This window comes from Rufibacter sp. DG15C (assembly GCF_001577755.1).
Lineage (GTDB): Bacteria > Bacteroidota > Bacteroidia > Cytophagales > Hymenobacteraceae > Nibribacter.
In genome coordinates, this window is sequence record NZ_CP010776.1 from 3534754 (window position 1) to 3549799 (window position 15046).

Annotated in this window: 13 protein-coding genes; 8 read left to right on the forward strand and 5 right to left on the reverse strand. The window is 50.5% G+C overall.

Features of this window, described 5'->3' with window-relative positions:
• The first annotated feature begins 16 nt into the window (after window positions 1–16).
• The 5 genes from TH61_RS15155 to TH61_RS15175 all read left to right on the forward strand — a co-directional run bounded on the left by TH61_RS15155 (window position 17) and on the right by TH61_RS15175 (window position 6403).
• Window positions 17–1816 (forward strand): DUF885 family protein, encoded by a 1800-nt coding sequence (locus tag TH61_RS15155; protein WP_066511182.1) that lies wholly within the window; start codon window positions 17–19, stop codon window positions 1814–1816.
• A 713-nt stretch (window positions 1817–2529) separates the two neighbouring features.
• On the forward strand, window positions 2530–3399 hold the full coding sequence (locus TH61_RS15160) for a hypothetical protein (RefSeq protein ID WP_066511183.1): 870 nt from the start codon (window positions 2530–2532) through the stop codon (window positions 3397–3399).
• Entirely contained in the window at window positions 3396–3761 is a 366-nt protein-coding gene (locus tag TH61_RS15165; RefSeq protein WP_066511184.1) for a hypothetical protein, read from the forward strand. Before TH61_RS15160 ends, TH61_RS15165 begins: the two co-directional genes overlap by 4 nt.
• A gap of 85 nt (window positions 3762–3846) precedes the next feature.
• The gene (locus TH61_RS15170) at window positions 3847–5814 is read left to right on the forward strand and encodes an AAA domain-containing protein (protein WP_066511186.1); all 1968 of its coding nucleotides are present in this window, start codon (window positions 3847–3849) and stop codon (window positions 5812–5814) included.
• 76 nt (window positions 5815–5890) lie between these two features.
• Entirely contained in the window at window positions 5891–6403 is a 513-nt protein-coding gene (locus TH61_RS15175) for a peptidylprolyl isomerase (RefSeq protein ID WP_066511189.1), read from the forward strand.
• A gap of 100 nt (window positions 6404–6503) precedes the next feature.
• Here the strand turns inward: TH61_RS15175 and TH61_RS15180 are convergent, their stop codons facing one another.
• On the reverse strand, window positions 6504–7109 hold the full coding sequence (locus TH61_RS15180; RefSeq protein WP_066511191.1) for an ACP phosphodiesterase: 606 nt from the start codon (window positions 7107–7109) through the stop codon (window positions 6504–6506).
• Window positions 7110–7228: 119 nt separating this feature from the next.
• Between TH61_RS15180 and TH61_RS15185 the strand changes: the two genes are divergently transcribed.
• Both TH61_RS15185 and TH61_RS15190 read left to right on the forward strand, forming a co-directional pair.
• Window positions 7229–7732, forward strand: a complete 504-nt coding sequence (locus tag TH61_RS15185; protein ID WP_066511193.1) for a pyridoxamine 5'-phosphate oxidase family protein — start codon at window positions 7229–7231, stop codon at window positions 7730–7732.
• Window positions 7733–7843: 111 nt separating this feature from the next.
• A complete protein-coding gene (locus tag TH61_RS15190; protein WP_066512929.1) occupies window positions 7844–8569 on the forward strand; it encodes a spheroidene monooxygenase in 726 nt (241 codons plus the stop codon).
• Between the two features lies 1 nt (window position 8570).
• Here the strand turns inward: TH61_RS15190 and TH61_RS15195 are convergent, their stop codons facing one another.
• Window positions 8571–9077, reverse strand: a complete 507-nt coding sequence (locus TH61_RS15195; RefSeq protein ID WP_157600733.1) for a hypothetical protein — start codon at window positions 9075–9077, stop codon at window positions 8571–8573.
• A 149-nt stretch (window positions 9078–9226) separates the two neighbouring features.
• On the opposite strand from TH61_RS15195, the gene leuS reads away from it, so the two are divergent.
• Window positions 9227–12001, forward strand: coding sequence for a leucine--tRNA ligase (gene leuS, locus TH61_RS15200; protein WP_066511197.1), 2775 nt, complete (start codon window positions 9227–9229; stop codon window positions 11999–12001).
• A 101-nt stretch (window positions 12002–12102) separates the two neighbouring features.
• Here the strand turns inward: leuS and TH61_RS15205 are convergent, their stop codons facing one another.
• The 3 genes from TH61_RS15205 to ispG all read right to left on the reverse strand — a co-directional run bounded on the left by TH61_RS15205 (window position 12103) and on the right by ispG (window position 14998).
• Window positions 12103–12456 (reverse strand): MmcQ/YjbR family DNA-binding protein, encoded by a 354-nt coding sequence (locus tag TH61_RS15205; protein ID WP_066511199.1) that lies wholly within the window; start codon window positions 12454–12456, stop codon window positions 12103–12105.
• Between the two features lie 299 nt (window positions 12457–12755).
• Window positions 12756–12926, reverse strand: coding sequence for a DUF6728 family protein (locus tag TH61_RS18505; RefSeq protein WP_369796896.1), 171 nt, complete (start codon window positions 12924–12926; stop codon window positions 12756–12758).
• A gap of 80 nt (window positions 12927–13006) precedes the next feature.
• Complete coding sequence (ispG, locus tag TH61_RS15210; protein WP_066512931.1) at window positions 13007–14998, reverse strand: (E)-4-hydroxy-3-methylbut-2-enyl-diphosphate synthase; 1992 nt, start codon at window positions 14996–14998, stop codon at window positions 13007–13009.
• Window positions 14999–15046 lie beyond the last annotated feature (48 nt).

Sequence of the window (15046 nt, forward strand, 5' to 3'; positions counted from 1 at the left end):
ACCTTCCCTAACCAACATGAAAAAAACCATGCTGGCTGGACTGTTGGCTTGCGGCCTGTTCGCGTGCCAGAAGTCCTCCAACCAAGACACCGAGGGCGGCTCCTCTGCTTCGGGCACCAGAACCAACCTCAACGGCCTGCTCAAATCCTACTGGGACACCAACAACCGACTGTTCCCCCTGGACGCCACCGCCCAAGGCGATAACCGCTACAACCACCTGTTGCCCAATGACAACACCCAGGCCTACCGCGACACTCTGCAGAACTTCTACCAGTCCTACCTGGACAGCCTGCAACAGTACAACCGCGAGAAGCTTGCTGAGAACGACCGCATTAGTTATGACATCTTCCAGTATGAGATGCAGACGCGCCTGGAGGGCCTGAAGCTCAACACCTGGATGATTCCGTTCCAGCAGTTCTGGGGCCTGCCCTTGACCATGGGCCAATTGGGTTCGGGCACCGGCAACCAGCCGTTCAAAACCACCAAAGACTATGACAACTGGCTGGGCCGCGTGCAAGGCTTCACCGCCTGGGCAGACAGCGCCATCGGTAATTTCCGGTCTGGTATGGCTGCGGGCGTAGTCTTGCCCAAGCCTTTGGTGGCCAAGATGATTCCGCAGCTGGAGGCCCTGGTGGTGGCAGACCCTACTAAGAGCTTGTTCTACTCGCCTATCCAGAACTTCCCGAAAGAAGTGCCTGCCGCCGACAGAGCGCGCCTGACGGAGGCCTACAAAAAAGCCATCACTACCCAACTGGTGCCTACCTACCAAAAGCTGGCCACGTTCCTGCAGAAAGAATACCTGCCCAAAGCCCGAACCACTACCGGCATAGCAGACGTGCCCGGCGGAAAGGACATCTATAACTACTACGTCAAGTACTGGACCACCACAGACAAGACCCCAGACGAAATCTATGAGACCGGTAAGAAAGAAGTAGCACGCATTAGAGCCGAAATGGAGAAGGTCAAAAACCAGGTTGGCTTTAAAGGCGACATGAACGCCTTCTTCCAGCATCTCAAGTCTGACCCCAAGTTCATGCCGTACAAGAAACCCGAAGACGTGCTGAACGCCTTCCGGGCCATTCAAGCCAGGATAGAACCCAACCTGTCCAAGATGTTCGGCCGTACGCCTAAAACGCCGTTTGAAATTAGACAAACCGAAGCCTTTAGAGCCGCCTCTGCCTCTGCCGAGTACAACCAAGGCTCCCCAGACGGCACCAGACCGGGCATTTTCTATGTGCCTATCCTGGACGCTACCAAGTTTGCCACCACCTCGGGCATGGAGTCTTTGTTCCTGCACGAAGCCATCCCCGGCCACCACTACCAAATCTCCCTGCAGCAGGAAAACCAAGACCTGCCAGACTTCAGGAGATTTGCCTGGTACGGTGCCTACGGCGAAGGCTGGGCCCTGTACACCGAGTCCCTGGGCAAAGAGCTAGGCCTGTACCAAGACCCCTACCAGTACATGGGCGCCCTGGGCGATGAGATGCACCGCGCCATCAGGCTGGTGGTTGACGTGGGCATGCACACCAAAGGCATGACAAGAGAGCAAGCCATCCAATACTTTATGGAGAACATGGCCATGTCTGAAGAAGGCGTCATTGCCGAAGTGGAGCGCTACATGGCCATCCCCGGCCAGGCCCTCTCTTACAAGATTGGCCAATTGAAGATTAGAGAACTCCGCGCCAAGTACCAGCAACAGCTCGGCTCCAACTTCTCCCTGGCCGCCTTCCATGACGAGTTCCTGAAAGACGGCGCCATGCCCTTGAAGATTGTAGAAAAGAAGATGGACGATTGGGCACAGAACCAAAAACGATAGCTTTTGGAGTCCTGAGTTCTGAGTCTAGAGTCGCGAGTCTTTTTTAAATATAGAAACTGCCGCTTTCCTGTTGGAGAGCGGCAGTTTTGTTTTTAGCCTGTTTTCTGGAAAATACCCCAAAACGGGCTATTGCTTTCCTATCAGCAGACCAGAAAAGCAGAAGAAAGCAAGGCGTGGGAGACAAGGCTAACCATTGTCTCTACATAGGCACCGCGCCAGCGAGAAAAGGCATTGCAACTTCTCAACCAGCAGTCCGCCGGCCCTTGACCTCGGGAAAAGAGACTGGTTAATTTAAGTCTCTTTTCCCGAGGGAGAAAGTAATGACGTGTCTATTGGTAGAAGTTTAAGCTCACTATGAAACGAATCACTTCTCACGGTGCGTCTCTGTGAGCCCCCGCCCTGTCCGAGCGGTCAGCGAGTTCGGGGGCTCTTGATTCTTTTGGTTACTTTTCTCATCAAGGAGAAAAGTGACAGACCTGAGCAGAAAGTAACAGAAGAGAGATTAGGAAGGACAGAGTTAGGTGGTATTGGCGGAAATAAAAGAATCAGATAAAGAAGTCATCCCCCAACCCCCTTCAAAGGGTGACAAAAAAGCTCCATGCAAAAGGAAAATCATTTTTGAGTTGATTTCTGAAAACAAGCCAAAAACGACCGGCAGAAAAGTTACTTTTGTGCGTTGTCTGTATTAAGCGACAAGAAGAACCGTGAATCCTATGAAAAAGCTTATTTCCTTTAGTTTAGCCCTTGGTTTATCCCTGCCATTGTCATTGGCGGCCCAAACCCTGTCGGCGCCTCCTGCCAGCACGCAAGAAACCAAACCGAAGGCTTCTAAGTCCATTGCCAATTCTACCGCGCCCAAACCACCGGTGCCGCCCGCAGGTACCGCCAAAACGACAACTACCAAAACCACTACCACCAGCGCTGGGTCATTCAAAGGAACAACAGCAAGTACCTCTACTACAAAGGTCCCAACAAAGTCTACTACCCAGACCACTACTTCTTCCAAAACCAGCGAAGAAACCAAGGACAAGGAGAAAGCCCCAACACCGCCGCCAGCACCTTCCAAAGTGCAACGCCTCATCACTGAGCGGGAGCAATTGGTGTTAAAATACGACTACCTCAAAACACAGGAAAACAGCTTCTGGGGCAATGCCTCTAAAGAAGACTTGATTGCCGTGGTAGAAGCCTTGAAAGCCATTCTTCAGAAAGACTCAGAGATTATCCTAGCGGTAGAGCAAGAGAAACTAGAGGCCCGCAAAAACGCCGCCCAGCGCACTGCCCAATTAGAAGCAGAGACCAAGAAACTAAATACCCAGGTACAAGGCGATAAGCGTGTAGTGACGGACAACATCTATGAAATGAAGACCTCCTTGGTCTACGCCCAAAACCTGAACCGCCGTTTGTCCAAGCAAATCACAGACCTTCGTGAGGAGTTGGAAACCGCTGAGGATGCTAAGTTTGAGCATGACGCCATTGCCTTAGGCTTTTTCATCTTGTCCCTGGGCTTGGTATTCTATGTCATTCGGCTTAAAAACCGGATTGGCAACTTACAACAGCACCAAGAGGAAGAAGTAGAAGCGTGAACGAAACGCTAGTACCGCTGGCCCAATACCTCACCTACGCCCAAGCTGTTGACCTTTATAATGACCTGATGGGTATAGAGGTAGTAGCCTTGGTAAAAAGCTGCGGCCCTCCCACCCTCCCTTACGGCGCGGGTACTTATTATCAGTTATTGGTCAAGCAACAAGACCTTCTCCCAAGTCAAATTGTTTTAGCTGAGTTTTCACAAAAACAAGCCAAAAACGAAAGCCTGGCTCTTGCTTGCCCACGTTGCAGCTCTACCCAGGTAGGACTTAAAGCTAATTTATCCTGGTGGCGCAAAATCATTTACGCCGGTACCACCGTATGGAAATGCCAAACCTGCCACAGGACGTATTTTAAATAAATAAGACACAAGACATTGGACACAAGATTCAAGACGGTAGGTCTTGTCTTAGGTCTTACATCTTGCGTCTTGCCTCTATAATTTAATGAACGACATTCTCAACGAATTACTGGACGTAAAGGCCCTGCTCAAACTGGAGCAGGAAGAAGACCGCAAGCAGTACCAGCTAAAGAACGCCCTCACCACCATTGCTGAGCGCAAGCGGCTAGGCATCTGCTGGTACCCCGTGCAGATTACCAAGCAGGAAGTAGGCTTCGGGAACAAGATGGTAGTGGAGCTGGAGCGCTCCTCGGGCCGCGACCAGTTGCACATGTTCCAGGCGGGTTCCTCGGCGTCTTTGTTTACCAACGGGGACGGTGGGGCCTTGAATGGTGTGGTGCTGGAAGTAAAACGCAACAAACTGCGCCTGGCCACCTCCAAAGAAGACCTCCCCGACTGGCTGGAGGAAGGCGGCCGGCTAGGCATAGAACTCACCTTTGATGAGGTCAGCTACCGCGAGATGGACATTGCCCTCATGAAGGTGATGGAAGCAGAGAAAAGCCGCTTGGCCCAGCTGCGGGACATTCTGTTAGGCAGTGAACCAGCTACGTTCAGAAGAGAGAAAGAATTTGCGCCTATTGAGGTGTTAAACCCGTCGCAGAACGCGGCGGTCAAAAACATTATGCAGGCCGTAGACGTGGCCATCATCCATGGGCCTCCGGGCACCGGCAAAACCACCACCCTGGTGCAGGCCATCCTGGAAACCTTGAAAGCCGGTGAGCGCCGCTTATTGGTGACTGCGCCTAGCAACACCGCCGTGGACTTGCTCACTGAAAAATTGGCCGAGCAAGGTGTGAACGTGATTAGAATAGGCAATCCGTCTAGGGTCTCTGAAGTCTTGCTGGAGCATACCTTGGATGCGCAGGTCATGCACCATCGTGACTACCGCCAGCTCAAGAAACTGCGCAAGTCCGCCGAGGAATACAAGGCCATGGGCAGTCAGTTTAAGCGCAACTTTGGCTGGGAAGAAAAAGAACAGCGCCGTCGCTACAAAGACGAAAGCAAGAAACTGCTCAATGAGGCAGAGGACGTGGAGCGCTACATCACCGAGGATTTGCTGGACCACGTGGAAGTGGTGACTTGTACCCTGGTAGGCTCGGCTAACCGCGTGATTCGGCATTTAAAATATGACACGGTGTTCATTGACGAGGCCGCACAAGCCCTGGAGCCTGCCTGCTGGATTCCCATCACCCGTGCCAACCGCGTAGTACTGGCCGGCGACCACCACCAGTTGCCGCCCACGGTCAAATCCATGATTGCCGAGCGCAACGGCCTGGCCAAAACCCTGTTTGAGAAGTGCATCGCGCGTCAGCCCGAAACGGCGGTCATGCTCACCACGCAGTACCGCATGCACCAGCACATCATGGGCTTCTCCAACACCCAGTTTTACAAAGGCGAATTGCAGGCGCATGAGAGCGTAGAAGCCGCCACCTTGCAAGAGGTGCATCCGCAGTTTGACCCGGGCTTGATTGTGGAGTTCATAGACACGGCCGGGTGCGGCTACAATGAAACCACCATCGCCGAAGGCAGCAGTACTGCCAACCCAGAGGAGGCTGATTTGCTCATTAAGCATTTACTTAACCTCTTAACGCCCTATGAGCCCGCCGGCCTGAACGAGGAAGGCGAAGAACGTCCGTTGAAGATAGGCATCATCTCGCCGTACCGCGCGCAAATCAATTACTTGAAAGACCAGGTAGAGCATGAACCCAAACTGCACCAACTGCAACAGCGTAGGCAGCTGTCGGTGGGCACGGTAGACTCCTTCCAGGGGCAGGAACGGGACATCATCTACATCTCCATGGTGCGCAGTAACCCAGAGGGTGAGATTGGGTTTCTGGCCGACATTCGCCGCATGAACGTGGCCATGACCCGGGCCAAGAAAAAGATGGTGATTGTGGGCGACAGTGCCACCTTGGGCGAGCATCCTTTCTACCAGGAATTTTTGACCTACGCCGAAACCATTGGCGCCTACCGCAGTGCCTGGGAGCTGTTATCGCCCGGCGAGGCGGAGTAAATCTTTTGGCTTCGGGATTTCGTTAGAGGCAAATACTTGTACCTTTACCCTTTCAATACACCTATAACCAACAGCTATGAAAATAGAAGAAAATAAAGTGGTGACGCTCACCTACGAACTTAAGGTAACCAACGAAGAAGGCGAGTCAACGCTAGTAGAAATTGCCGACGACGAGAACCCTATGGTGTTCTTGTATGGCGTGAGCGGATTGCCAGAGAAATTTGAGCAGGAATTGTCAGGCAAGGAGTCTGGCCAGGACTTCAAATTCACTCTTTCTTCTGATGAAGGCTACGGTGACCTGGACGAGAGCGCGGTGGTGCCGGTTCCAAAATCGGTGTTTGAGGTAGACGGCAAGATTGACGAGGAAATGGTGCAGGAAGGCAACTACATTCCTATGTCAGATAACGAAGGAAACCACATGCAAGGCCGCATTGTAAGCGTGCATGATGACCACGTTTTAATGGACTTCAACCACCCACTGGCTGGCATGGACATGCACTTTGAAGGCAAAGTAGTGAGTGTGCGCGATGCGTCTCCAGAGGAGATTGCCCACGGCCACGTACACGGCGAAGGCGGACACCACCACTAAGAATTACTGTAATATAAAGTTATGAAAAAAGGCGGACTTGATTGGGTCCGCCTTCTTTGTTTTTGGGCTGTTTTGGTGGAAGTAGGCTAAAAACGATAACCTATGATTTTAAGTGCAAGGTGTTAATCCGTTCTATTTCCTCTTCCACATACTTCTCCAAATCTGGAAAAAAGCGATTGAATTCTTGGTGGTAGAAGTCATAGTTAAGCTGTAGCTCCTCGCCGGCAGTTTCCATGTTAGATTCAAACGTAGTGCGCCGGCTCAAGCCCTTTAAGGCTTTAGAAATTCCCCAAACCTGCGCATATGAAACCAGCCAGTTCTGGTTAACCATATAAGGTAAAAAAGTCTGCACTTTTGGTGGAAGCCACTCCGGTCTGCTTTGGATGGCGGCGTAACTCTCTTCGGCAAAAACATCCAAAGGCACGGCACTGAACTGCTGGAAGTTGGCGGCCAGAAAATGGTCATAGTATACATCTGCCACTACGCCTGCGTATTTTTTGTACAAAGGTCGAAGGCGCTCTATCGTTTCCTTGACCACGGCGTGGCTGTCGGTGAACTGGTCAATGAGGCGGTGGAGCTTGATTCCCTGTTGAATGCGTTCCGGGAACTGTAGAATCTGGGCGCCGCGCACGCCATCGGCTATAAAATTTCCGAACTTCAGTTCAGGGTCATTGCCAGACAGGTACAGGTGGGCCAGGTAGTTCAAAACAGAAAGTGTAAAACCAAAGGTACACTTTACGGTTAAAGACTCAGGCAGTTCTTTCTAAGGAACCCTCAGAACAGGCTGCCCGTATTCTAGTACAAAACCGAGAGACCTTACCTACTATGGAAAACCAATCAAATAATCAGCAGAAAGACATTAAAACCCTGTTAGACAAAATAAAGGCCATTGACGTGGCCATGCTCAGCACTGTGGAGCCCGACGGCACCATTCGGTCGCGGCCCATGCGGCACATGAAGGCAGATGAGAATGCTACCATCTGGTTTTTGACCGGCTACGCCTCTGGCAAGACGCATGAGATTAAAAACGAAAGCCACGTGAACCTGAGCTACGCCGACCCAAGCAACAACCTGTATGTGTCCATCTCGGGCCACGCCACCGTGAACCGCGACCAGCAGAAGATTGACGAGCTTTGGAACCCTGCCATGAAAGCCTGGTTCCCCGAAGGCAAGGAAGACCCGAACATTGGCGTCCTGAAAATCACCATTGACCAGGCCGAGTACTGGGATTCACCGAACAGCGCCGTGGTGCATTTGTACGGCATGGCAAAAGCGATAATAACCGGAGAGCCCGCCCACCCCGGCGAAAACAAAAAGATTAATTTGTAGTTGATACAGGAAAGGGAGTTTCGGCTCCCTTTTTTCTTGCCCTATTGCTGGGCTTTGGCCGAATCCCGTTTTTCGGCTACTTTTAAGAAAACAGGCCAAAAACGAAGCACCTTGTCACCCTCTGCCCCTTTTTCCCCAGCGCACACTACCCTATCCCTGTTTGGCGTTAAACCCGGGCATTGGCGGTGGGGCCTGGCGCAGATGGGCACCTCGCAGCCTGCCTTGAGAAAAGTCAAAGGCCTCAACTTCTTCAAGCTCTTGGGCAGTGGGCAGGGCCGCGGTTTCAGCCTCAAGCCCAACTGGTACCGCTACGGCCTCATGGCCACTTGGGACTCCCCTGCCGCCGCACAGGACTTTCTGGAAGGCCACCCACTGTTGCAGGAATACCGGGAGCACACCTTTGAACAATACCACCTGGGCTTACAACCCTTGCAGGCGCATGGCCTTTGGAGCGGTAGGAATCCTTTCACCACAGAAACCTATCCTTCCCCAGATAACGCGCCCATTGCCGTGCTCACCCGCGCCACCATCCGGCTCACCAAAGCCATGGACTTCTGGAAACACGTGCCCCAGGCCAGCGCCAGTCTAGACGATGCCCAAGGCTTGTTAGCCTCCATTGGCCTAGGCGAAGCGCCTTTAATCAGACAGGCTACTTTCAGCCTATGGCAGAATGAGTCCGATATGAAAGCCTACGCCTATAGAACCGCCTCGCACAGGGACGTCATCACCAGAACCAGAACCCAGGGTTGGTATTCAGAAGAGCTGTTCGCCCGCTTCACTCCCATCAGCAGTCATGGCACCTGGAACGGGGTTGACCCTTTGGGTGGTTTGCTGTAGTTTAAAGAATTTCGAATACAATTATTGCTGAGAAAATTAAAAGGCTAATTCCAAAGCCATGAGTTTGGCCCTTTTCGTTTTTCGTGAATAATGAGTACAGGCTTAACAAGCTTAGGAGAATAAGCCAAGCAAAATATGGTTTATAAACGCTAAAGGATGGAAATGCCTTTAACATTTGCTTAGTGTCTCTATCCATATAATGGACTTCCTTTATAATTCTCAGCATTGGTGTTTGCAAGAGTTTAACCGGCCCATCAATCCAGATTTTAGACATATCCTCGGTGTCAAGAAATATCTTCCTATCCTTCACCACAATTGCTGTAATTAAGCTCGAATTATAATCACTATAGCGTGGCTTTGAATAAGTAATTCCATCTAAGTGAATTTCCTTCTCATTGACTACCTTTTCAATTAGAAAAAAGTCAACCATACATAGTAGTATACCAATCATCTCAAGCCACAAGATTGCTTTTCTCCAGCTTATGTTGTTTAGGTTTCTAACATTCATATTGAGCCTATATAGGCATAAAGATATAAGTTAGATTCATGTTTAATAGGTTTAGCCGCTCTAACAGGAAATTCCTTACTTTTGCGGTTAGCCTATGCAGGGCTACCCAATTGAACAAACCTGCCTTACAGCAGAAAACACATACGCCCATGTCAGCAGAGTACGACTACAAATCCATAGAGCAGAAGTGGCAACGCTTCTGGAGCGAGAACAAGACCTTCAAGACGGAGATTGACACCAGCAAACCCAAGTTTTACTCCTTGGACATGTTCCCGTATCCATCGGGGGCTGGTTTGCACGTGGGTCACCCGCTAGGGTACATCGCCTCTGACATTGTAAGCCGCTACAAGCGCTTGAAAGGTTTCAACGTGTTGCACCCCATGGGCTTCGACTCGTTTGGTTTGCCAGCGGAGCAGTATGCCATCCAGACGGGCCAGCACCCTGCCGTTACCACCAAGCAGAACATTGAGCGCTACATTGAACAGTTGAACAACCTGGGCTTCTCCTTTGACTGGGACCGCGAAGTGCGCACCTCAGACCCCAGCTACTACAAGTGGACGCAGTGGATTTTCATGCAGCTCTTCAACAGCTGGTACAACAACGACACTGACAAAGCGGAGCCGATTGAAACGTTGGTAGCCATTTTAGAGAAGCAGGGAAACATTCACGTGAATGCCGCCTGTGACGAGGACACGCCGCACGTGACCGCTGATGCCTGGGCCAGGTTAAACGAGAAAGAACAGCAAGATTTTCTGTTGAAATACAGACTGACCTTCTTGTCTGAAGCCGTGGTCAATTGGTGTCCGCAGTTGGGCACCGTATTGGCCAATGACGAGGTAAAAGATGGCGTTTCTGAGCGCGGCGGTTACCCGGTAGAGCGCAAGCTCATGAAGCAGTGGATGATGCGCATCACCGCCTACGCTGAGCGCCTGTTGCAAGGTCTGGATACCATTGACTGGCCTGAGCCGGTTAAGGAGATGCAACGCAACTGGATTGGCAAGTCGGTGGGTGCCGAGCTACGATTTCAGGTAGACGGCCATGAGCACAAACACATCACAGTGTTCACCACGCGTATTGACACCATCTTCGGGGCTAGCTTTGTAGTCTTAGCCCCAGAGCATGAATTTGTATCTGAGATTACCGCTCCTGAACAACGCGCCGAAGTTGAGGAATACGTAGCCTGGGCCAAGAACCGCTCAGAACGCGACCGCATGTCTGACGTGAAATCCGTGACGGGTACCTTTACCGGAGCCTTTGCCATCAACCCCATCTCTGGGGAGAAAATCCCGGTATGGATTGCGGACTACGTATTGGCGGGTTACGGAACGGGCGCCGTCATGGCTGTTCCAGGGCATGATTCCCGTGACTATGCCTTCGCGAAGAAATTCAATCTGCCTATCCCTGAAGTAGTAGCAGGTGGAGATTTAAGCAAAGAAGCCTTCGCCGCCAAGGAAGGAAAAATCATCAACTCAGATTTCCTGAACGGCCTGGAGGTGAAAGACGCCATTAAAGCCGGTATTCAGCGAGCCGAGGAACTAGGCGTAGGCAAAGCCCGCATCAATTACCGCATGCGTGACGCCGTGTTTGGCCGCCAGCGCTATTGGGGCGAACCCGTTCCAGTGTATTACAAAGACGGCATTCCTGCCTTGTTAGAAGAAAGCGAACTGCCGCTGGTCTTGCCAGAGGTAGACGCCTACTTGCCGACAGAGACCGGTGAGCCTCCTTTGGGCCGTGCACAAGACTGGAAATACCGCGGTGAGTTTGAGTACGAATTGAGTACCATGCCCGGTTGGGCGGGTTCCAGCTGGTACTGGTACCGCTACATGGACGCCCAGAATGACAAGGAGTTTGCGAGTAAAGAATCGATTGACTACTGGCAGAATGTGGACCTATATATTGGTGGTTCTGAGCACGCTACGGGCCACCTCCTCTATTCCCGCTTCTGGAACAAGTTCTTATTTGACCTGGGCATGGTAAACCAGGAAGAGCCCTTCAAAAAGCTCATCAACCAGGGCATGATTCAGGGTAGGTCTAACTTTGTGTACCGCATCAAAGACACCAATACCTTTGTCTCTTATGGTTTGAAAGACCAGCATGAGGTAACCGCCCTGCACGTGGATGTGAACATCGTGGAGAATGACATTCTGGATTTGGAGCGCTTTAAAGCCTGGCGACCTGACTTCGCGGAAGCCGAATTCATTCTGGAGGACGGCAAATATGTGGTGGGTGTGGAGATTGAGAAGATGTCTAAGTCGAAGCACAACGTAGTAAACCCAGATGTGCTGGTAGAAGAATACGGTGCCGACACTTTGCGCATGTATGAGATGTTCTTAGGACCGTTAGAGCAGTTCAAGCCCTGGAATACCAACGGAATGGACGGCGTGTACAAGTTCCTGCGTCGCTTCTGGAAACTCTTCATGGATGAGCAAGGGAACTGGGCTGTGACCGAGGAGGAAGCTACTCCTGCCGAGTTGAAAGCCCTGCACAAAACACTCAAGAAAGTAGAAGAAGACATTGAGCGCTTCTCCTTCGGGACCAGCGTGAGTCAGTTCATGATTTGCGTGAATGAACTAACGGCTTTGAAAACGAAGAAACGCGCCATTCTGGAGCCTTTGACCATTGCCCTGGCTCCTTACGCGCCGCACATATCTGAAGAGCTTTGGAACCGTCTGGGACACAAGGAGAGCATCACCTACGCCACCTTCCCAGAGTGGGAAGAGGAGTACCTCACAGAAAGCACCTTTGACTACCCAATCTCCGTGAACGGGAAAGTGAAATCAAAGCTCACCTTCGACCTGAAATTGTCTAAAGAAGACGTAGAGAAAGAGGTTTTGGCGTCTGAACAGGTTCAGAAATTGCTGGAGGGAAAGCCAGTGAAAAAGGTGATTGTGGTGCCTGGCAAGATTGTTAACGTTGTGATCTAGCGTTTTTGGCCTGTTTTCTGGAAAACAGGCCAAAAACGAATAAAAAAAGAAGCTCGACAGTAATGCCGAGCTTCTTTTTTTATGATAGAACCTTAAGGAGGTTATAGCCCAAGCTCTTCTTTTACTTTCCTAGGCAAGCCTTTTACCACCAAATCATACGAATGGTCTATGAGCTCAGCCAACAAACCCATTGGCAAGAAGGCTTCCGGCATGACTGTATTCCAGTGCTTTTTGTTCATGTGATATCCCGGCTGTATGGCTGGGTATTGTTCCCGAATCTCGGCTGCCCGCTCCGGGTCGCATTTCAGGGACACACCCCCAGCAAAATTAGATAGGCTACAGAGGGCAAACATTTTACCGGCCACTTTAAAGACAAGGGTATCTTGGTCAAAAGGAAGCGTTTCCTCTACATGTGGCTTCTGGAGGCAGTACTCTCTAAATTCTTCAATGTTCATGGCTCAAGTAATACAAAACCAACCAATCACGCAACAAATAGAGCTGCTTCTATAGTGTCAAGAGTAACCTAGTTGTAAGGCAAGAGGAAAGCTTTTGATAAAAAAATGCTCCCATGGTAAACTTAACAATAAAGCCTATCATGGGAGTTTGGATTAAATTTGGGATGTAAGTGGAGGATTAAATCTTGTATTGATTTCTTTCCTACTTCATACCAATGGAATCCTTTAGGTTAATACATAGATAAAAAAGAGTCCCGCTACTTCAGCAGGACTCTTTATCAAAAGCAGATTATCTGTACTTATCTGGTCATCCACTTAAACACCAGATAAATCAGACCCATTAAAAACATAACCATAGACACTTTATTGATCCTGTGCATGGTTCGCAGGTTAAAAGTGGTTTTACGGTTAGGGTCTTTCTTCCTGAAAAAATAAGTTGCCACTTCCGTGAAATCAAAAAGGCCTTTCATATATGCTGTCTTAAGAGTGCAAACTTAATGGTATTCCTTTAACAATTATGTGTCAAGAATGATTACCGAAATTGAGTAATTCAGGCCTGATTTCCTAAGGGCTCAATCCAATTGCCGTCTTCCCTAATCAATTCTATTAGCTCATCCACGGCGCGTTCTTCTGGAACTGATTTTTTGATTACCTGTTGGCCGCGGTATAGGGCAATCTTGCCTTTTCCTACACCTACATAGCCGTAGTCCGCATCGGCCATCTCACCAGGACCGTTGACTATGCAACCCATGATGCCAATCTTGACGCCTTTCAAATGGTCGGTGCGTTTTCTGATCATAGCGGTGGTTTCTTGTAGGTCAAACAAAGTACGGCCACAGCTTGGGCAGCTGATGTACTCTGTTTTACTCATGCGGGTGCGGGCAGCCTGCAAAATGCCAAAGGCCAGTTTATTCAAATTTTCTAAGGTATGGCCCCACTCCTCTTTGTCACGGTGGCTCAAATCTTGAGTGCTCAACAGTACGCCATCACCCAGACCATCAACCAAAAGGCCTCCCACGTCAGTGGCAGCATATAACTGCACCTCTTCATCTGTCAAGTCTTCATAAGAACGCTTGATAATGACCGGAACCGGTTGCCCTTGGTTCATGAGCCGAATGAAGGCCCTGCGCTGCTCTGGCATAGCATGCTCATTCTCCGTTTCAAGGACTAGCACTACATCAGGGCGGTTATGCAAAGACTCTACAAAGTCTTGGGTCAATTGACCGAAGGACGCCTGCACAAAATTGAGCTGTGGGTGCCAGGAATCTGCAGTCTCAAACTGGGCAGCCGTGTATAAAGGAAAAAGATCCTCCCGCTGCTCTACCTCTAGCCAAGCAGTATAATCCAAGATCTCCTTCAAGCCGTTGGGCAACATAAAGCCTATGGGGGTGCTGCCAGTATAGACATAATCAGCGCCCTGGTCACTCATATGGAATTTGTCCAGAGAAGGTGAATAGATATGTCCAATGGACCTAAGGTCATCAAAGGTAATCTCCTCCAGACGGCTCAGATCTGCGACTACACGGGGTACATTGTGTCCGCCAATATTAAGTACTTCGCGGGTTTCGCGACGATGGTACTGGAACGGAGTATAAGGTAATTCCTGAATAGGCTTAATCGGCGTATGACCTGCGCGGTGGGTATACCTGTCAATAAGCGCCTTGGCCACGGGGGCTTCCAACTCGGGCGCTTCGGTTAATGAAACACGCACAGTGTCTCCTAGGCCATCTTCTAGTAAAGTACCAATGCCCACGGCAGATTTTACACGGCCATCTTCTCCCTCGCCGGCTTCGGTTACACCCAAGTGCAAGGGATACGGTTGCATGCCTTCTTCTTCCAGTTTCTGCACCAATAACCTATAGGCCTGCACCATGACCTGCGTGTTGCTGGCTTTCATAGACAAGACCACGTCATAATACTGCATATCCTCGCAAATGCGAAGAAATTCCAAGGCGCTCTCCACCATTCCTAGCGGAGTGTCACCGTAACGACTCAAGATCCTATCAGACAAAGAACCGTGGTTGGTACCAATGCGCATAGCAGTGCCGTGCTCTTTGCAAATAGTAACTAGCGGCGAGAACCTAGCCCTTATGCGATCCAACTCTGCCTGGTACGTGGCATCTGTATAGTCAATGACTTGAAACTTCTTCTTATCTGCGTAGTTGCCCGGGTTCACACGGACTTTCTCTACCAGTTTGGCGGCTAGTTCTGCGGCGTTGGGCGTGAAATGGATGTCAGCGATCAAAGGCACAGAATACCCACGGGCCCGAAGTTCCTTTTTGATGACCCCAAGGTTCTCAGCTTCTGTGACACTGGGTGCCGTAATACGCACGTATTCACAGCCGGCTTCTACCATCCTGATCACCTGTTCTACAGAGCCCTGGGTGTCCATGGTGTCTACGGTGGTCATGGACTGCACCCTAATTGGATTAGTGCCACCCATGGCCAAGTCACCTATGCGAACTTCACGAGTCAGGCGACGGGTATAGTCAGTAAGGCTGGGGCAATAAATGCCGCCCAACGTAGAGGCTGTTGAATTCATAGGGGTGCTTGCGTCCATACTCAGATAACCAACGCTGTCCATACATTG